Origin of the sequence: Erwinia sp. MYb375 (assembly GCF_037479175.1) — a bacterium.
GTDB lineage: Bacteria > Pseudomonadota > Gammaproteobacteria > Enterobacterales > Enterobacteriaceae > Erwinia > Erwinia rhapontici.
Genome location: NZ_JBBGZS010000023.1, coordinates 1,261,700 through 1,281,369, shown reverse-complemented (window position 1 = coordinate 1,281,369; position 19,670 = coordinate 1,261,700). Strand labels below are relative to the sequence as shown.

Annotated in this window: 17 protein-coding genes; 10 read left to right on the top strand and 7 right to left on the bottom strand. The window is 53.1% G+C overall.

The window, feature by feature from the left end; translation table 11 throughout:
• Positions 1–14 precede the first annotated feature (14 nt).
• Complete coding sequence (locus tag WH279_RS18770) at positions 15–851, bottom strand: macro domain-containing protein (RefSeq protein WP_339458005.1); 837 nt, start codon at positions 849–851, stop codon at positions 15–17.
• Between the two features lie 400 nt (positions 852–1,251).
• Here WH279_RS18770 and WH279_RS18765 point away from each other — a divergent pair, with 400 nt between their 5' ends.
• Positions 1,252–1,788: a DUF2058 domain-containing protein gene (locus WH279_RS18765; RefSeq protein ID WP_339458004.1), complete on the top strand. Its 537-nt coding sequence runs from the start codon at positions 1,252–1,254 to the stop codon at positions 1,786–1,788.
• A 1-nt stretch (position 1,789) separates the two neighbouring features.
• Here the strand turns inward: WH279_RS18765 and WH279_RS18760 are convergent, their stop codons facing one another.
• Complete coding sequence (locus WH279_RS18760; RefSeq protein ID WP_339458003.1) at positions 1,790–2,488, bottom strand: RluA family pseudouridine synthase; 699 nt, start codon at positions 2,486–2,488, stop codon at positions 1,790–1,792.
• 239 nt (positions 2,489–2,727) lie between these two features.
• Here WH279_RS18760 and WH279_RS18755 point away from each other — a divergent pair, with 239 nt between their 5' ends.
• The 8 genes from WH279_RS18755 to WH279_RS18720 all read left to right on the top strand — a co-directional run bounded on the left by WH279_RS18755 (position 2,728) and on the right by WH279_RS18720 (position 12,648).
• Positions 2,728–4,347 (top strand): ABC transporter substrate-binding protein, encoded by a 1,620-nt coding sequence (locus WH279_RS18755; protein ID WP_339458002.1) that lies wholly within the window; start codon positions 2,728–2,730, stop codon positions 4,345–4,347.
• Positions 4,348–4,419: 72 nt separating this feature from the next.
• On the top strand, positions 4,420–5,385 hold the full coding sequence (locus WH279_RS18750) for an ABC transporter permease (RefSeq protein ID WP_339458001.1): 966 nt from the start codon (positions 4,420–4,422) through the stop codon (positions 5,383–5,385).
• Positions 5,382–6,308 carry an oligopeptide ABC transporter permease gene (gene opp4C / locus WH279_RS18745; protein WP_339458000.1) on the top strand — a complete coding sequence of 309 codons (927 nt, stop codon included), beginning with the start codon at positions 5,382–5,384 and terminating at the stop codon, positions 6,306–6,308. Before WH279_RS18750 ends, opp4C begins: the two co-directional genes overlap by 4 nt.
• A complete protein-coding gene (locus tag WH279_RS18740; RefSeq protein WP_339457999.1) occupies positions 6,305–7,846 on the top strand; it encodes a Sapep family Mn(2+)-dependent dipeptidase in 1,542 nt (513 codons plus the stop codon). Before opp4C ends, WH279_RS18740 begins: the two co-directional genes overlap by 4 nt.
• Complete coding sequence (locus WH279_RS18735) at positions 7,836–9,500, top strand: ABC transporter ATP-binding protein (protein WP_339457998.1); 1,665 nt, start codon at positions 7,836–7,838, stop codon at positions 9,498–9,500. The genes WH279_RS18740 and WH279_RS18735 overlap by 11 nt, the downstream gene beginning before the upstream one ends.
• 113 nt (positions 9,501–9,613) lie before the next feature.
• Positions 9,614–10,435 (top strand): RNase A-like domain-containing protein, encoded by an 822-nt coding sequence (locus WH279_RS18730; protein ID WP_339457997.1) that lies wholly within the window; start codon positions 9,614–9,616, stop codon positions 10,433–10,435.
• 2 nt (positions 10,436–10,437) lie between these two features.
• Positions 10,438–10,764 carry a hypothetical protein gene (locus WH279_RS18725; RefSeq protein ID WP_200643335.1) on the top strand — a complete coding sequence of 109 codons (327 nt, stop codon included), beginning with the start codon at positions 10,438–10,440 and terminating at the stop codon, positions 10,762–10,764.
• Positions 10,765–10,965: 201 nt separating this feature from the next.
• Positions 10,966–12,648 (top strand): Hsp70 family protein, encoded by a 1,683-nt coding sequence (locus WH279_RS18720; RefSeq protein ID WP_445235258.1) that lies wholly within the window; start codon positions 10,966–10,968, stop codon positions 12,646–12,648.
• Positions 12,649–12,700: 52 nt separating this feature from the next.
• On the opposite strand, the gene WH279_RS18715 is transcribed toward WH279_RS18720, so the two are convergent.
• The 5 genes from WH279_RS18715 to WH279_RS18695 form a co-directional block, all read right to left on the bottom strand.
• Positions 12,701–15,364, bottom strand: a complete 2,664-nt coding sequence (locus tag WH279_RS18715; protein WP_339457995.1) for a DnaJ domain-containing protein — start codon at positions 15,362–15,364, stop codon at positions 12,701–12,703.
• Positions 15,361–16,068, bottom strand: a complete 708-nt coding sequence (locus tag WH279_RS18710; protein ID WP_244290440.1) for a DUF1266 domain-containing protein — start codon at positions 16,066–16,068, stop codon at positions 15,361–15,363. Before WH279_RS18710 ends, WH279_RS18715 begins: the two co-directional genes overlap by 4 nt.
• Before the next feature lie 142 nt (positions 16,069–16,210).
• Entirely contained in the window at positions 16,211–17,014 is an 804-nt protein-coding gene (locus tag WH279_RS18705; protein WP_339457994.1) for a carboxymuconolactone decarboxylase family protein, read from the bottom strand.
• Positions 17,015–17,055: 41 nt separating this feature from the next.
• The gene (locus tag WH279_RS18700; protein ID WP_325169061.1) at positions 17,056–17,775 is read right to left on the bottom strand and encodes a putative quinol monooxygenase; all 720 of its coding nucleotides are present in this window, start codon (positions 17,773–17,775) and stop codon (positions 17,056–17,058) included.
• 150 nt (positions 17,776–17,925) lie between these two features.
• Positions 17,926–18,498 (bottom strand): NAD(P)H-dependent oxidoreductase, encoded by a 573-nt coding sequence (locus WH279_RS18695; RefSeq protein WP_339457993.1) that lies wholly within the window; start codon positions 18,496–18,498, stop codon positions 17,926–17,928.
• A gap of 236 nt (positions 18,499–18,734) precedes the next feature.
• On the opposite strand from WH279_RS18695, the gene WH279_RS18690 reads away from it, so the two are divergent.
• Positions 18,735–19,634 carry a LysR substrate-binding domain-containing protein gene (locus WH279_RS18690; RefSeq protein ID WP_339457992.1) on the top strand — a complete coding sequence of 300 codons (900 nt, stop codon included), beginning with the start codon at positions 18,735–18,737 and terminating at the stop codon, positions 19,632–19,634.
• The last annotated feature ends 36 nt before the right edge of the window (positions 19,635–19,670 follow it).

The following is a 19,670-nucleotide window of genomic DNA, read 5'->3' as shown; positions in this document are numbered from 1 at the left end:
TGTGGTTTCCTGTATTACAGCCCATTTCTTGCGGACTGAATTTCAAAAAGATTTATCTTATCAATTTTGTCTTTATGAATGATGATGGTTAATTTTGCAGGATAAGCAAAACGCATTTCACTGATTCTGAAGGTCCATAGCATGATTTTTAATAAATCTTCAGCAGTGATATTTTTATGCTCCTTTATTCTGACGATACCCGAACCAAAAATGGGAACGGTGACACTTTTTTGTGCGTACACGCGGTTAACTCTGTCCCAGAAGTTAATCAGAAACATCAGGTACTCAGGCATGGTTAAACGAGCTTCATTATGGTTATCAAATTTAGAAAAAGCGGTTAGCAGAAAATCCTCCCAAACGCATATCGTTCCCAATCCATATTTTTGCTTTTTACCCTGGGGTCTTTTTTTATTAATGCTGGAGATTTCATCTCTTGAAAATGGGTATTGAGAAATATGTTCGTCCAGTTGCTCAACTGAACAGGTGAAATTTCGCTGAATGAACATTCCATTAAGCGTTGCTGCGGCAATGATTTTTTCATCTACTTGAGTGTCGAAATACTCATTGAAGGCGATCACCTTAAATCCTGACTCAGCGAAGATATCTCCAGTCTTGATGGTGACTGTACTGCCTTCAACGGAAAGGTTGATAGATTTAATTCTGTTGGAATAGACCCATATAGCAATGTAAATTGCCATTAAAACGACTGGGCAGATATACCTACATGGGTTTTTAACGTTTTCAGGAATGTCCCAAAATAAAACAACTCCGGAAATGGTTCCGGTAATTCCTGATACATACTTATAAAAAGAAGATCTAACCTTTTGATCAAAAAAACCAACCTTAAACATGTCTTTTTCCCTTTTTAAAGACTTGCTTGCTCAGTGAAACAAAAAATAATACATAACGATATTGTATGGAGTTAAATTGCATTAAGTCCATACATAAAGCATGGTTGTTTTTATGAAAAATAATCTGGCAGTCAATAAATGCTGTTACATTATTTATTTCCCATTCTTTGAAAAAACAGCCTGAAAAAAAGAAGATTTAGGAGGCTTCGCTAGCGTAATGCATGGCAATCGGCGACTCGACGTGGAGATAAACGGTGTTTTTCGTCCCCTGAACGGGTCACGTCAGCCCCGAAAAACCCCTGTAGCTCAGATGACACCGCGATCAGACTCGGCAACCTGGTACAGCTCTAAAAATTAAAGGTATAATCCCCCGCATTATTCACCTGATTTAGAAGCGAACATGACAAAACTCACCTTACAAGAGCAGATGCTGAAAGCGGGATTAGTCAGCAGCAAAAAAATGGCCAAAGTTCAGAGAACGGTCAAAAAATCTAAGGCTCAGGCCCGTGAGGCCAGAGAAGCGGTAGAAGAGAATAAAAAAGCGCAGATTGAGCGGGATAAGTTGCTCAGTGAACAGCAGAAGCAGGCGGCGTTATCGAAAGAGTATAAAGCGCAGGTGAAGCAGTTGATTGAGATGAACAAAGTCGACATTGCCAAAGGCAACATTGATTTTAATTTCACCGATAACAACCTGATTAAGAAAATCGCCGTCGATAAGGCCACGCAAGCTCAGCTTATCAGCGGTCGCCTTGCCATTGCACGTTTGCTGGGGAGCAGCGGCGAAAGCGAATACGTCATTATTCCCGCCGTGGTCGCCGATAAGATTGCGCAGCGCGATGCAGGCAGCATTGTGTTAAATAGCGCGCTGAGCCTGGAAGAGCAAAACGAAGACGATCCGTATGCTGATTTCAAAGTGCCTGATGATTTGATGTGGTAAATCAGAACGGCGAGGCATTGCAGGCGTTGATCGGCGCTTCGCTGATCGGATGAACAAAATGTAATTCACTGGCGTGCAGCATCATCCGCGGCGTCAGTTCGGTGCCTGGCAACAGGCGACCGCCATACAGATCGCAGCCCAGAATCGGGTGGCCCAGCTGCTGGCAGTGAATGCGTAGCTGGTGGGTGCGCCCGGTCTCCGGGGTGAGCTGTACCCGCGTCACAGGCAGTAACGTCCCGTCTTCCTGTTCCCGAACAACGCGCTCAACAACCCGATAGCGGGAGCGGGCGGGTTTACCGTGGATGGCACAAATCGACATCAGCGGGAACAGCGCCGGATCGCGGGCAATCGCTGCATCAATGATCCCTTCATCATTATCCAGATGCCCGCACAACAGTGCGCTGTACACCTTGGTCACCGTGCGCTGACTGAACTGCTGGCAAAGGGCGGCATTGATTGCCTTATTGCGCGCAATCACCATCAGCCCGGAAGTGCCGAAATCAAGCCGGTGGATCAGGGTGCAGCCGGGGAAAATCTGTACCAGCCGGTGATGCACTGAATCGAGATTGAGCGGATTTTTCCCCGAGAGGCTGAGCAGCCCGGCGGGTTTATTGATCAGCACCAGGTGATCGTCCTGATACAGGACTTCAATCTTGTCATGGCAGGGTGGGGCAATAAAGGTATCGAAAATCACAGACATCAGGCTGCCCCGGTAGCGAGTGGGAGCGGATAATAACGAATTTTCAGCCAGCTGGCGAATCTGGCCGTGCGCCCGTGGGCGTCAGCGTGCCGTCACCTCACTTGCAACATAATCAGATAACCATTACCAATCATTCTATTTGCTTGTGTTTGTTTCAAACAGTAACGTTGTTAAAAATAGCGTATTAACGATGGGCTTATTATTAATTTACCTCTGGAAGTAAAATGACGGGGTGAATTATGACAACTTTATCTGGGGTGGGAATGAAGGTATTTTCAAAAGCCATTGCTTTTACGGCAATGAGCCTGGCGGCGTTTAACGTTGCAGCGGCAGAGAATAACAACAGTAATAATATTATTCGCTACGCAATATGGAGCAATCCCAGCGGTAACTTTCATCCTACGCTTTATTTTACTGACTACGATCGCGCGGTTATATTCACCCTGTTTGGCCGCTTGTTTACCCTTGATGAACAGCAAAACCCAAAACCGTCTCTCGCTGAAAAATATGACTACTCGGCTGACGGAAAAACGCTGACGCTGCATTTAAAACCGGGCGTAAAATGGCATGATGGCACCGCGTTTACCGCAGAAGATGTCTATTTTACCTATGCCACCGAAGCCGATGCGGGCTTCCCGAAAGACACCCCTGGCTTTGTCAAACATCTGGTGGGTTACGAGGATTACCATACGGGTAAAACGGAACGTTTAGCGGGCATCAAGGTGATTGACGCACAAACCCTGAGCTTCACCTTTGTCGCCCCGTATGCTGCGGCTTTCTCTCACTTTGCCGACCGTCCGGTGCTGGCCAAACACATCTGGAGCAAAGTCCCGGTTAAAGAGTGGAACAAAGCGACTGACCTGCTGCGCAACCCGGTCGGCACCGGCCCTTACAAGTTTGTCGAGTTTCTCCCGGATCAGTACGTCAAGCTGGAACGCAACGACGACTATTACGGCGGAAAACCGAAAACAAAAACGCTGATATTTAAAGTCTCTAACGCGCAGACGGTACAGAATGAGCTGATCAATGGCGACGTTGATATTGCTGAACTCTCATCATGGAATGGCCGCGATTTACAGACGTATAAAAATGCCGGTATTCAGATTATTGAGCAGCCCGGGGTGGGTGCTCAGTATTTATCACTGGATACGCGCAATAAAAATCTGACCGATCGGCGGGTCAGACAGGCGCTGGTGTATGGCATTGACCGACAGGCGATTGTCGATAAATTACTCTACGGTCACGCTCAGATATTCAATACCAAAGATAATCCGCACAGCCCTTACTACCCTAAAGCGTTAGATAATTATGCCTATAACCCTGAAAAGGCGAAGGCGTTATTAAAAGAAGCCGGCTGGGCAGACACCAACGGTGATGGCATTGTGGATAAAGACGGCAAAGATTTCACCCTGACCATTAACTACCCGACAGGGAACCGCACCCGCGAACTCACCGCACCCATTATTCAGCAAAACCTGAAAAAAATCGGTATCAACGTGGTGCTTAACGTCGCCGACTTCAACGCCACGCTCTCCATTTTGCAGGACAAAGCGAAAGTCTACGATGGCGTATTGATGGGCGGGACTTTCAGGCCTGGCGAATATGATAACAACTTCTGGTGGGAACGATTTTCCACCCCACAGCTGGACGCTTTCGCCAGTCAGTTTAATGCCACCATCGACCGTGACGCCCTCAAGACCAGCGTTGGTGGGTGGTTAACCGGGATTAATGAAGAAGTGCCGCACGTCTGGCTCTACATTCCCAATATCGGCTACGCCCTGAGTAAGCGGGTGACACACTACCACTCATACCCTTATGAACCTTTCGCCGATGTCGCTGGCTGGAGCGTAAAACAGTAACGCATTGCACGGTAGAGGGTTTTACAGAGCACCACTTCTGTAAAACCCGTTCACTTCAGTACGGGATTTTTTATGTTCAGGGTTATTTTTCACAGGTTACTGATCGCTGTTCCGGTGCTTTTCGGCATCTCGCTGCTGGTCTTCTTCCTCATACAATTACAGCCCGGCGATCCGCTGGTCGGCATGATCTCGCCCGAAACAACGCCAGAGCAGAAACAGGATATGCTGCGTCAGGCCGGCTACCTCGACCCGATATGGGTGCAATATTTGCGCTGGGCCTCGCGAGCGATGGTGGGTGACTTCGGTTACTCCCTGCAGAGTGGGGCACCGGTACTCACGCTTATCGGTGAACGGGTCTTCAATACGCTGCTGCTGGCGGGGAGTTCGCTGTTGATCACCTTAATCGTGGCGCTGCCGCTGGGGATTTATCTCGGTCTGCGTCGTGGTACTACGGTGGATATCGCGGTCTCGCTGTTGTCTTTTGTCATCCTCTCCATTCCGGTATTTTTTATTGCCATTTTACTGGTGAAAGTCTTTGCCATGAACCTGCGCTGGTTTCCCGTTTCGGGCGTCTCTACGCTGGGCAGTCACCTTACCGGTTTTGATCATATTGTCGATGTGGCTAAACACCTTGTTTTGCCCGCAGTCACGCTGGCGTTAGGCAACATCGCTATTTTTAGCCGTTACCTGCGTTCCAGCATCAGCGAGTTAATTAACCAGAACTTTATCAAGGCGCTGTTCGCCAGGGGAATGAGGCGATCGGGCGTGATCTATCCGCATCTGCTGAAAAATGCCGCCAAACCGCTGATTACCGTGGTGGGGATGGAGATCCCGGCGCTGCTCTCGGCAACGCTGCTGACCGAAATTATCTTTAACTGGCCGGGCATCGGACGTCTGAGTTTTGATGCTATCCAGTCACGCGATTTTCCCCTGTTGATGGGCATTGTGCTCTTTCTGGCGGTGATCACCTTAGCCATCAATATCCTCGCGGATATTCTCTATGCACTCGCCGACCCGCGCGTAAGGCTGACCCGATGATGCTGAACCATGATGACGTCGCTCTGCGGCCGCGAACCCGGCTTCATCCGCTGCTGAAGGATCACTATTTCGTCAGTGGATTGATTTTACTGACGCTGCTTGCTGCTTTTTCCCTCTTCGCGCCCTGGCTGACGCCCTACAATCCCGATGATATGGACCTCTACAATATTGAGGCACCGCCCGGCAGCGAACACTGGCTGGGTACCGATGAGATTGGCCGCGATGTCTTCTCGCGGCTTCTCTACGGCGGCCGCGTATCCATCATGGTCGCGCTGGCCGCGGTGCTCTTTCAGGCGGCGATCGGCATCGTACTCGGCAGCATCGCGGGCTACAAAAGCGGTGTGGCCGATATGATCATTATGCGCATCACCGACATCGTCATGTGTTTTCCCTTTTACGCGATGGCGATAACTCTCGCCGCCCTGCTGGGTGCCAGCGTCTGGAACGTGATTCTGATCATCGGCGTGCTTCACTGGACGGGCATCGCCCGGCTGGTGCGCGCTGAACTGCTGTCGCTGCGCGAAAGCGGCTATGTTCAGGCCGCAAAATCCATGGGCGTGAGCAGCTTCACGATTGTCTGGCGGCATTTGCTGAGGAATGCCTGCGCGCCCATCGTCGTAAATCTTACCCTCGCGGTGGCGAATGCGATTCTTGCCGAAGCCGCGCTGAGCTTTATCGGGCTGGGCGTCAAACAGCCGCAGCCGTCATGGGGCAACATGCTGTCGGCGGCGCAAAGTATCAGAGTCATTGATGACGAATGGTGGCTGTGGATCCCGCCCGGCTTAACCATTGTGTTGATGGTATTGGCGATCAACTTTATCGGCGAGGGGCTTGCCCGGGTGTTAAATCCACGGCCTGCGGTCCCGGTGAAAGATATCCACCTTCACTCGCTGAAACACTCCCAAAAAAGGAAAAGCGCATGAGTCAGTCACTGCAGGAAAAAGGCTTTACCGGAAATCTCTCCGCAGAGGAGATCGCTTTTTTGGAAAAAATTGAACAGTGGTTTGAGCAACACCGTGAAGAATTCATTCAGGATCTGCTGCAATGGGTGGCTTATCCGAGCATTGCCGATGAGAAATTAGCGCAGGACGGCAAGCCCTATGGCAGCGAGGTGGAAGCGATTTTCCAGCACGTTAAAGCGCAGGCGGAGAAGCTGGGCTTTGCCACCGAAGCGCATCAGGGGCACGCGCTGTCTGTGCTGGCGGATAACCGCAACGCGACGCAGGATTTGGGGCTGATCTCGCATCTTGATGTTGTGCCACCCGGCGATAACTGGACCTTTGCGCCGTTCGAACCGTTCCACAAACAGGGTTTCGTTATTGGCCGCGGGGCATCGGATAACAAAGGCCCGGCGCTGCTGGACCTCTACCTGCTGCGTGCCTTCCGCGATCTCGGCGTCTCCCTGCATCACAAGCTGCGCGTGATCTACGGGGGCGCAGAAGAAATTGGTATGGGCGACATGAAATACTTCGCGAAAAACGGGCCGGTTCCGCGCTTTTCCGTGATCACCGATGGCGCATTCCCCGTCAACTATGCGCAAAAAGGCGGTCTGAACCTGATTTTACAGATCCCGACCGGCCCGGTGTTATCCCGTCTGTCGGCGGGCGTGGCGGAAAATGCCGTTCCGGCCAGTGCGACACTGCGTTTGACCGCGACGGACATTGCCACCGTTGACAGCGCGCTTGCCCGATTACCTGCCGGGCTGCGCGAATCGCTGTCGATTACGCCTGACGGCAGCGATGTGCTGCTGGTATCGCATGGCAAATCCGGGCACGCCGCCTTTCCTGAAAACACGCAAAATGCCATCCCGCTGCTGCTGAATGCCGCCGTGGGGGCAGGGCTGCTGGCTGATGCAGACCTCAATGCGGCAACGCTGATTGCGCAGCTGCTGGCCGATCCCTGGGGGCACGGAGCGGGTATTGCCTTTGAAGATGAGCAGACCGGTAAGCTGACGCTGAACGGGGGATTAGCGATCCCGAATGCGCACGGTGTGGCGATCTATCTGGATATCCGCTATCCGATTTTGACGGATAAAGACGGTTTGCTGGCGACGCTGAAACAGGCCATTGCCCCGCTGAACGGCAGCTTAACGATCCTGCGTGACGACGTGCCGATGCATGTGGATAAAGAGAGCCTGCTGGTGCAGCGCTTGCAGCAAACCTATGACGCGATAGCGGACGCCAAAACCGACCCTTACACCATGGGCGGCGGCACCCATGCGCGCGTATTGCCGAACGCCATCACCTTTGGCCCGGGATTTGGCCGGGGTGCATCGGCGTTGTTTAACGGTGAAAACGTCAGCGAGCGCCCTGACTTTATCCCTGACGGACACGGCTCTCCGCATGGCCCTGACGAGTTTGTGTCGATTGAAAACCTGAAGCGGGCGTTTAAAGTCTATGCGATCGCCATTCCGCGGTTAGACAGCTGGCTGGCGCAGGGATTAATCGACAATGCCGGATAACACGCCTTTACTTCGCATTGAAGGGCTGTCCGTGTGCTATCCGGGGCAGGGCGCAGACGTGACCGCAGTGGATCAGGTCAGCCTGAGCCTCGCTGCCGGAGAAATACTGGCCGTCATCGGCGAGTCGGGGGCTGGAAAATCGGCGATTGCGCAGGCGATCCCGGGGTTATTACCGGCAAATGCCATCGTTTCCGGCAAGATCCTGTTTCAGGGTATCGATCTGCTGAGGTTAAATCGCACTGAACTTTCCGCCCTCAGAGGGCGGGAGATCGCGATGATATTTCAGGACCCGACGTCATCGCTCGACCCGGTTTTCTCCGTCGGAGCCCAGCTGGATGAGTCGATTGCCTTGTGCGATCCGTCACTCAAGGCAGCACAGCGTAAGGCGCGTGCCATTGAGCTGCTGTCGCAGGTGGGCATTCCGCAGGCGGATAAACGCTTGAAGAACTACCCTCATCAATTCTCAGGTGGCCAGATCCAGCGCATCATGATCGCGATGGCGCTGGCCGGGCGCCCGAAGATGCTGATTGCCGATGAGCCGACCACTGCGCTGGACGTGACCACTCAGCAGGAAATACTCGACCTGCTGTTCAGCCTGAACCAGCAGTCCGGTATGGCGCTGCTGCTGATCACACACGACATGGGTGTGGTCGCCGATATTGCGCAGCGGGTGATTGTAATGCGGCACGGGAAAATAGAGGAAAACAGCGCGGCAAAAACCCTGTTCCGCACGCCTGAAAGTGCCTATACCCGCCAGCTGCTGGCGGCGATCCCATCATCCACATCAACACCGGTCGCCGTTGAGAAAACGTTTGAGGCACTGGTGCAGGTGGATGACGTGCACATCAGTTATCCGGCAGGGTTTGGCAAGCGCCATAACATTGTTAATGGCGTCTCTTTTAACATCGGCAAAGGCGAGTTTCTCGGCCTGCTGGGGGAGTCCGGATCGGGGAAGACCACCCTGGGTCGCAGCCTGCTGGGCATCATTAAACCGCACCAGGGAACGCTGACGCTGGCGGGCGAGGCGATTTATCATCCCAGCCGCACGCGCAGCAAAGCGATGAAATCGCAGGTTGGGGCTATTTTCCAGAACCCGCTTAGCTCGCTGAATCCCCGCATGACGCTCGGCCAGTCGATTGCTGAACCCTTACGCACGCACACCACGTTAAAAGAGGCGGCGATCCTCAAGCGGGTGACGTCATTAATCACGGAGGTTGGGCTTCCCGCCGAATGGCAGCAGAAATATCCGTATGAGATTTCAGGCGGGCAGTGCCAGCGCATTGCGATTGCCCGCGCGCTGGCGCTGAACCCGCAGCTATTAATTGCTGACGAACCCACCTCGGCACTGGATGTCTCTATCCAGGAAAGCATCCTCACACTGCTGCGCAAGCTGCAAAAGGAGTATCAGTTTGCCTGCCTGTTTATCAGCCACGACCTGGCGGTGGTGCGCAGCCTTTGCCAGTCGGCGCTGGTATTGAAAGACGGTCATGTGGTTGAGCAGGGGCGGGTCAGTGAGTTGTTCTCCCGGCCTGCCAGTGACTATACGCGATCGCTGATCGACAGCATTCCTTTTGCCGATCCGCAGCATCAGGAAAATAAACGCCGCCAGCGAGCGCCGTGGCTTTTTGCTCGCCCCTGGGAACGTGTGACCTGACAGTGCCGGGTCAGTGTTTTTATGAAAAAGAGGATGTCGCACAGGATAATATTTACCGCGCCATCCCACTTATTTACCCTCAGCCCTGGATTGTTTAATAACAGGGAAATGTGATGGAAAACGGTTTTAGTATTGCCATGACCCCGGTGCAACTGGCCGCAGTCATGGAGAATGAATCGGTAATGACTGAGCGCATCTGGGGCAGCATCGGATTTCTCGGCAGCGTGCTGGAACTGGCCAGTGCCACCGCACTTTGCCTGGTGCCTGAGCCTACCGGGGTAACAAAAGCGGGGTGCATCATTGTGGGTGCGCACAGTCTGGACGGGATGAGTGCTTCCGCCTATCAGGTATATTCGGGCAAACCGACGGCCTCGATGACTGCTCGTGCCACGGCAGGTATCGCAAGAGAACTGGGCGCGGATCAGTCTACCGCTGACCAGGTTGGCATCGCCGTGGATGTGGTGATTCCGTTCTCTGTTGCCGGAGCGGCACGCGTGGCCTCCGTCAGAATGGGGCAGGTTAATCTGATGAGGCACGAAGCTGTTAAAGGTTTTGTGGGGGGCGGGCATACTTTGCGAAAGCATGTGGGGAAATCTGAGAATGAATTACTGGAAAAGGTCAAGAGGGGTATACAGTCAGGTTCATTCAAAGCAGAAAACGCTGCCAGTTCATTTTTATCTATGGAAATTGCAGAAAAAGCCGTGAGTCAGGCGATTAAAGCCAACAGAAGAAAAATACGGCAGTGGGCAAAGAACAATGGCGCGGATAGTAATAATTATCTGACTTTTAAATTTAAAACAGGGACCCATGTTGGCATTGTTGTTAAATATCAAGCCACCAGTGCAGTACGCGCCACAAGGATTGAAGTGGTCATGAAGAAACAACGATATAATGATAAACCCTATTACATAGCAACAGCTTACCCGGTGCTTTAAAAATGAAAAAATTCACAACTATCAGTACCTTTTTTATCGTTTTTTTTGGACAGGATAGCGATGAATATGGCGAAACTTATCAAGAGATTGTCGATTCTGCTTTTAAGATTTATGTTGAAGATGGTGGTCATTATCTCGATAACCTGATTACCAATATTGACGACTTCCGCCAATGTTACCCGGATAATGAGTCCGCAGTTGTTGCCCTGAATGAACTTACCGACGGCTCTGTGGGGGATACGAGATATCACACACCAACACTTCTTGGCTTCCTGGAATGGCTTTCCTCTACTCTGAAACAAAAGCGTGATGAGCATAACGCCAGATAAACCCCCGGGTCCACGTTCTTGTGGGCCACTGTCACTCTGTTACCTCCCTGAACCTAACATCAGATGGCTAGCGAGCGCCGGTAATCTCACTCGGCTTGATACAGTATGGTGACTCTGCTGTGTGACAAAGGCTTCTATTATTCAATATGATTGAATAAAATCGATGGAACACATCATTGATGAGAAAGAATCATGACGGAACTGAAGATGGCTGTCCCGGCGATCGGTATTGATTTAGGCACCACCAACAGTTTGATCAGCGTCTGGCAGGACGGCCAGGCACGGCTGATCCCCAATGCGCTGAATGAATATTTAACACCGTCGGTGGTGAGCCTGGATGACGATGGACAAATGCTGATTGGCCGCCCGGCACTGTCGCGTCTGACCACCCATCCGCAGCGCTCAGCGGCGCTGTTTAAGCGCTTTATGGGCAGTAAGAAACAGTTTCGGCTTGAGACACAAACCTTTGATGCGCCCGAGTTATCGGCGCTGGTGCTGAAATCCCTGAAAGCGGATGCTCAGGCTTACCTTGGTCATGACATTTCCGACGTGGTGATCTCGGTGCCCGCCTATTTCAGCGACGAACAACGCAAACAGACCCGCTTTGCCGCAGAACTGGCAGGGCTCAATGCGGTCAGGCTGATTAACGAACCGACCGCCGCCTCCATGGCCTACGGGTTGCATACCCAAAATACCGGCCGCACGCTGGTCTTTGATCTCGGAGGGGGAACCTTTGACGTCACGGTGCTGGAATACGATCTGCCGCTGATCGAGGTGCATGGTTCGGCGGGCGACAATTATCTGGGCGGTGAAGATTTTACCCAGGCGATGATTGATGCCTGTCTCCGCGAGTGGAAGCTCAATGCGGAGACAATCCCCGCGACCGAACTGGCGCGCCTCTCCGATTGTGCTGAACAGCTAAAATGCCAGCTCGGTCAGCATAATGCCCCGAATCAGTTGAGCTGGCAGTGGCAGGATAAGACGTGGATGCTCTTGTTTGATGAAGAGAAACTTGAACAGATCTGGTTGCCGCTGATGACGCGTCTGCGAGCCCCGATAGAACAGGCGCTGCACGATGCCCGTCTGCGGCCGGAGCAGCTTGATCATCTGGTGCTGGTCGGCGGTGCATCGCGTATGCCGGTGATTCAGAAGCTGGTGGTGAAACTGTTCGGGAAGTTGCCTCACCAGCATCTGGACCCTGCCACCATTGTTGCGCTGGGTGCCGCCGCTCAGGCCGCCTGTCGCTTGCGTAATGAAGATATTGAAGAGGTGATTCTCACCGATGTCTGCCCCTATACGCTCGGTATTGCCACCGCCAGCGAGCAAAGGAGCGGGATATTTTCCCCGATCCTTGAGCGTAATACCGTTGTACCGGCATCACGGGTGGAGACGTTCACGACCCGTCACGTGGAACAGACGTTTATCCGCATTGCTATCTATCAGGGCGAGAATCCCCTGGTCGCCAATAATATTTTTATAGATGAATTACAGGTGCCGGTCAAACCCAACGGCACGTTACAGAAGATCGACGTACGCTTCAGTTATGACATTAACGGATTGCTGGAAGTGGATGTGCACTTGCCTGATAGCGGTGAGTCATTAAGTAAAGTGATCGACCACAGCCCGATTGGTCTCAGCCCCGAACAGCAGCAGCGCAGCCGTGAACGGTTAACAGCGGTGAAAATTCATCCCCGCGACACGCTGGTGAACCGCAACTTGCTGGCGCGTCTGGAGAAATCCTGGGCGCAATCGCTGGGCGATACCCGTGGACAGATTGGCCTGTGGTTAGAAGAGTTTGAAATGGCGTTAGCCAGCCAACAGGAAAGCCGTATCGCGCCATTGCGTCAGCAACTGGAAGGCATGCTCAAGGACATGACGCTGTAAAACCCAAAAAATATGCCGCCCGTGAACCCGGGCGGCATACACACCTTTCCGACTATTTCTTTCGCCGCCAGCCGGGCGGAGGGCCAAAGCGGTTTGGCTCAGGCATCCCGCGTTTGAACAGATACATCCCCAGCAGTTTCAGCACCGGAATGTTAATCTCTTTCAGTTTATCCGCTGAGGCCAGGCCCAAATCCCGTCCACGGCGCACGATCGCGCTGTAAACGTTCATCACCACCAGCAGCGCCGACAGCGCGGTATTCGCCAGCTGCCCTTCAGCGACAATCGCGTTTACCAGCAGGATAGCGAGCTCGCTCCCCAGCACAATCTGCAATATCAACCCCACCCGACCCAGGCGTGAATTAACCCGCCAGAACTGCCAGAAATAATTGCGGCGCTGCGGGTACTGCGCAAACGCATTCTGACGGCGGGTATTGATCTGCAGCATTGTCGCGGCCGCTAAGCGCAGCGCGATATCCATTGCGGGGTCGTCAGCACAGTGCCCGGCAGCGGCACTCAGTTTGGCGTCCAGCAAATATTCCGGATTGCTGCCAAGCTGATGGATCCCCAGGGCGATTGCCGACGCGTCACTTGCCCCGCTGGCAACCGTGTCGTCTGTCGGGAATACCGGCAACTGGCGTAACAGCAATTGCTGCTTAAACGCGGCTTCTTCTGGCGAGCTGGCGGTGAGGGCCTCCAGGGCGTCCAGATTTTCCTGTGCATACTGCGCATTGTCATGCGACAGGAAAACCGCGTGGTACAGGGCCTGATATGCGAAGGGGGATTGCGCCAGCCGTGGTTGCCACTCGGCTTGATACCGATAGAAGTAGTGGGCCGAGTTGGAGGAGATCTCTTCACGCCGGGTAATATACTCTTCGATACTGACGGGCAGCCGGGTCCAGCAGTTGAAATGCAGCGAATTGTTCAGGTCCAGATGGCTTTTGAGCTGGCTAACTTCATCGCCCTGAGCCGGGTCAATTTGGGTAAATACCTGATACATCGACCAGAAGGGGTGCTGTTCATCCAGCGGAAAATCGTTCAGCTGGCTGAGCAGGGAGATGTTGTCGATATCCAGTTCGAGCATCGTCTCCAGCAGCATCACCTGACGCAGCGCATCGTGCGGCGGCGTCTGGTCCTCTTCCGGCAAGGCAATATCGGCATGACCGAGGAGATAGCACAGCCAGCTGGTATGCGCTGGCAACACGCTCTCGCCATACGCCGGATGTTGCGCCAGCCTGGACAGGCTGTGAGGGGGAAGCGGGCGCCAGTGCCACAACCAGGCGATGCTCTGCTTCCAGGCGGCACCCTCGCCGTCGGCGAAAATCTCAGGCAGCGGCGTCTCTTCTGGCGCAGATAACCACGCGCTGAACGCCGCCAGCACCGGTGAACCCTGAAGCCACGCCAGGCGCTGTGCAGCCTGGCGCTGCAGACCGCGTAAGATCAGCGCTTCCAGCGGTGCCGCGGGAAGCGGCTGGTCAAGGATCGCCTGTAATAAGGCTTCATTGCCCATCGTTAACATGCTGGCCTGCCAGTAGAGGTGCAGCAGTGTATCCGAGCCATCGACCTGCAAAAGATGCGGGAACATCACCTGCGCGCGATAGCGGCCTGATTTCCAGCTGATGAAGTCAGTGGCGACAGGGGACACATCCATAGGTATCGTTTCGGCCCAGCGCACCAGCGTTTGAGGTGATTGTGCCTGCGGCCGATAAGCGGTTTCTTCCTCGTCGGTGGCGGAGGCCGCCGGCGGAACATCCGGGCGGTCAAAGGCCTGAATCAGCAGGGGCAGGTAATCCGGAGAATGGCTGGCACACCACGCCAGCAGCCACTGTTCGGCTTCGGCATGCTGGTACTGTTCATGCAGGATGAGCCACAGCGGGAAGGCTGTGTCATGATCCCCCATCATACTGCAGTGGCTGGCGCTCAGATAAAGCCACTCAGGGTCATCCGGATGGCGTTCCTGTTGCCGCAGGCAGTAGTCACGCACCTCCGCGTTAGAATCTGCCGCGACATTAAACCAGCGTGCTACCTGTTTCATCAGGCGTGGACACGATGGCCAGTAAATCACACGCGGTTCTCTCAGCAGATGCCGCAACCAGCCCGTCGGTTGTTCCCAGTAAAAGTGCCGAATCTGATGGAAGTAACCCAGCGTTTCGTCCTGTGCTGCCAGACTGAGAGGGGCCAGCGTCGAAAGATCGAAAATGTCGCCGCCCTCGGCAAAGTTCAGTAAGTCGTCCGCCCGCGCGCCCATGTCCTGATCAAGTTCCGGCAGACGCATCCGCCATTGCAGGCGGTTAGCCAGCAGTAACAGGCAGTCGGCCGAGACAAAGTTCACCTGCAAAACGGCCTCCAGTAACGGCCAGCGGAGCTGGTCGATGGTGGCGACGGGGTGAGCGTCGAGCTGGCTGATAAACCGCAGCCAGTTGATCGGCAGATAACGCTCAGCGGGGGAGGCGATCAGTTGGCTGAAGGCATCAAGCAGGCCAGTGGGATCGGCTGAGGGGGGGGCTGGCGGGGGGGGTGATGGCGCAAACGGCATCAGGGGAGCGGGTTCATCCACGCCTTTCCGCGCCTGTTCATAGGCTTCACGCAGACGCTTAAACCCTTCCGGATTGCTTTCCGGGTGGCAGGTGGGCAGCAGGTCGCGGTAGGCCTGGCGAATCACCTGCTGATCCTGCGTCGGTTCAATGCCCAGGGTTTCCCAACATGACGGGTTACTCATAGATCCATCTCCGGCAATGATGCGGGTTTCTCAATTTCATTCATCGCGATGTGCCACGGCAGTTGGGATACCGGGCTATCCGGATGCGTGTAGAGCTGGCGCATTAATTCAATATTGGTGGTGCTACCGGCATCGGCACTGAAGGCATAACGCCGGGCATCGGCGTCGGAGGCATTGAGTGACTGCCAGTAGAGCCTTCCGATGATAAAACCGGCGTTATAGCGCTGCCAGCTGGTGTAGTAGTAACGGGCTCGCGCTGCCAGACGGCTGTGCAGCCACAGGTTTTCATGCGGCGTAATCCAGCCGTTGAGCAGCGCGATACGGCAAAGAAAGCCCATTCTTGCCAAATCCCAGGCGCGGATCCCGCCGTCACCGCACATCACCGCGCTGTCAGCCACCAGTGCCAGCAGGGGCTGTACGTCCGGCGCCTGATGTGCCGCATAATCCTGCCACTCTGTCAGGGGCAGACGGTGCCAGAGCCTGAAGTAATGGGCCAGATCGTCCGCGTGGCCGTTGTCGCTCATTCTGACAATCATCTCAAACAGCTCTTCACGGGAATCAATGCCCCAGCTGTCACTCAGGTCCACGCCGGTATCAAACGGATAAAACTGATCGCAGTCGTAGGCAGCACCCGCTCCGGCATTTATCGCCACCATCGGGGCTGAAAGCGCGAGCAACCAGCGCCGTGCAGAATCATCAATCACTGAGCATTTCTCCGGTAGGGGGGTATCCGCTATCCATTTGAAAAAAGTGCGCTTAGGTTACATGAAATGTTTCTGACGGTTAATTTTTAGTTGAGTCAATTCATTGTTGTACTAAAACCCTTCACCCCACATGTAAGGCGTATTAATCCTCTTTGGGCAGCCGCGTACGTAATACTTCACCCACCACCGGCGCCGCAGAAAAAGCATTTGGCCAGCCCGCATAGAAAGCTGCCTGAGTGATAATTTCACCGGCTTCTGCAGCCGTCAGACCATTATCCATCGCCCGATGAAGGTGATAGCTAATTTGCGCACTCTGTCCCGAAGCGATTAACGCGCTGACCGTCACCAGACTTCTGTCACGGGGCTTCAGCGCAGGCCTCTGCCAGAGATCGAGGAAGAGAGGGGTGGCGGTGAATTTGACCAGCCCCGGAGAAAGAGGACCCACATTTTTTTCCACCGTTTCCGAACGCTGGTTTTCTGCCTGCTGATTGAGCGGTAACAGTTCCGGTGAGGCGTCAGGCAGATCTTCAGCCTTGACCCCACGCTCCTGAAAAACAGTTTTCGTGACGCTAATCGCCGACATGGCATTTGGCCAGCCGGAGTAGAAGGCAAGGTGAGTGATCATTTCCGAGACTTCGGCCGCTGTGACGCCGCTGTCTAGCGCGACCTCGAGGTAATACTTCAACTCAGTGGGGTGGTTTCTGGCAATGAGGATGGCGACGGTAATCATGCTGCGGTCCCGTGGAGAAAGCGCATTACGCTGCCAGAGATCCTCCGTTATGGCTTCGCGACCAAACCGGGAAAGTGCCGGAGAGACAGACAGGATATCGGCCTCGGAAAGGCCTGATGGTTCAGTTTTCAACATAGCTTCACCTCTTTTTTCATTTGCATTCGTCACATCTGCAAGTACAAGCGACATTGCCACTGCCGCAATGACCTTTTTCATGTTAGCGCCTCACCTGTTGTCCGAACGGCTAAGCTGAAGCCTCACTCAACAAACCGTATTTCGCCTTTATTTCGCAGAGAGAGCGGGGCGACAGGGAGAGATTCTTTGCTGACGGCCATGTGTGCTGTCTGCGCGATGTAGTCCCGAAAGTGCGGCGTCTGCCTGTGTTGCTGATAAGCCGCCTCGCTGGCGTAAATTTCATAAAAATACCAGCGGTACTTATTGTTCACATCCGTTGCGGCATACATAGCAAGAACGCCTTGCTCAATTCTGATGGACTCCGCCATTTCAGGAAGGACAATGCGTTTAAATGCCTCCTGAAATTCAGGTTTCACATCGACAACCACCAGATTATTGATGGTTCCTGAATTTTGTATCACGGGCTTATCGCTGAGAAATTGTGGTGTTAACTTTATCTGATGCTTCTGGTTGATTATTTCAGGGGCATAGGCAATAAATTTCTTATATTGCGCAGAATTAAGGTGATGGTGATAAGCCTCTTTGTTTTTATATATTTCAACCATGTAGGCCTGTTGCGGATGATCCTTATGCTTGAGGGCGTACATCGCCAGCGTCCCCGCTTCCTCGTCGAGTGACGTGGAAATCGTATCCCTTGCCATTTCATCATATTGCGGGTTTTTATCCGGTTTCACGCTGAGCTCAAAAATGCTCATTATCGGGCTGTGCGGAGAATTCGTTGCTTTCGCGATGACGGAACTGCTCATCATCAGACTGAGGGTCATTACGCCAATGTTTTTCACAGATAACCTTTATCGTCGAGGGTTAATATTCATATAACGGAAAATCACTTTTTCAGTCGAGCGATAAACTGCCCGCCTGTTTTACGTCTTTCTTTTTCGACGGATTTTGCGCCATGATCCCTGGCAAAGCCTGCGGCTGATAGCAGGTTATCACGATAATGGATATTCGCCGGTGACGGCATTAAGCACCCCGATAAGCCGTGATGCGTGTTCCCTTGCGATCGTTTTTTGTTGCGCAATTTTATCTGCATCCCTGTCCGCATAGCTGATACCGCAGGTATAAACAGGTTTGAGCAGCTCAAAATTGCAAAGCCTGGCCGTCGTTTCTAACGGGATGAGGTAATCTTCAACGCGATGTCCAAAGAATCCCTCTGAGGTATACAGCGCCTGAGGAGCACCCGTCGTAAATGAAAGGATAAGCTTTTTACCGCCGAGTTTTGCCATGGAGCCATGCGCGAATCCATGAATAAAAACCTCATCCAGCCATAACTTCATGATCCCCGGGAGCGAGTACCACGAAAAAGGGAATTGCCAGACAATCACATCCGCTTTCAGCAGGCTGTCCTGCTCCGCCTGGATGTTGATTTTACTGTCAGGATAAAGCCAGTCCAGACGACGGATTTCAGCCTCAGGCAGCGCAGTGGCCACTTCTTGCAGAATGGTTGCATTACCAATGGATGAACTCAGGTCAGGATGGCCGGAAATAATCAGAATATTATTCATTCGCTTTTGTACACCTCACGGAAAATGCGTTGCGCATCCTGGTTGTCACGATAATCCCGCATATCAGCCCCCAATTATCCAGACATAGAACTCGCATTTCAGTCTCCCGAATTGACTCTCAGATCGAACAGATGGGAAGTATAAGTTCACTTTTTCGGGAAGATTAGGCCATCATTGACTTAAGGATATTTAGTCTGTATCTAACAATCAGGTGGCTATTGTTTGAGGATGACGCTATGAATAACGCCATTTATAACCAGATACGTATTTTTCAAAGTATTGCCCGGGAAGGCAGTATCTCAGCGGCCGCTCGTAAGCATGAAATTACCCCTCCCTCAGTGAGCCATGCCCTGAAGTTGCTGGAGCAACACATTGGGCATCCGCTTTTTGTACGAACCACGCGGCGCATTGAGCTGACCGACATCGGGCAGCAGTTGCTTGAGCGAACCGCAGTGGCGATGGATTCGCTTGAGCAATCGGTGCAAAGCATCCGCGATCAGAATCAGGAACCGTCAGGTCTGGTGAGGATTACCCTCTCTCGCTTCGCGTATTTGCTGATACTCAAACCCGTAATGGCCGCGTTTTGTCAGCAGTATCCGGGTATCCAGCTAGAGATTTCGGTTTACGACGGCACAGTGAATATCATTGACGATCGCTTCGACCTGGGGATCCGCTTTGGCGATATTCTGGATGGCGGGGTGGTGGCACGCCCGTTAATGAAGCCCTTCAGGGAAGGGCTGTATGCCTCATCGTCCTATCTTGCCGAGTACGGTACGCCTGAGGTACCCGCCGATCTCTATCAGCACAAGCTTATCGGGTATCGCTTTATCACCAACAACCGAATTCTGCCCCTGATCCTGGATGACCACGGGGAGCAGCTGACCGTTGAGATGCCCGGCCAGTTAATCAGCAATGATATTGAGGTGATGGCTGACGGAATACGTAACGGGCTGGGGATTGGAAGGTTATTTGAACCCATTCACCGCTTACAACCGGATCGGGAAAAACTGATCCCCGTGATGGAGCGCTACTGGAAAACATACCCACCGGTTTATGTTTATTACCCGAAAAGCGCGGGTAAAACGAAACGAGTAAAGACATTGATTGATTTCCTCATCACAACCACCGGCGGGTAAACGTGCTCAGATCCGTTCTTCGGTTAACGCATTAAC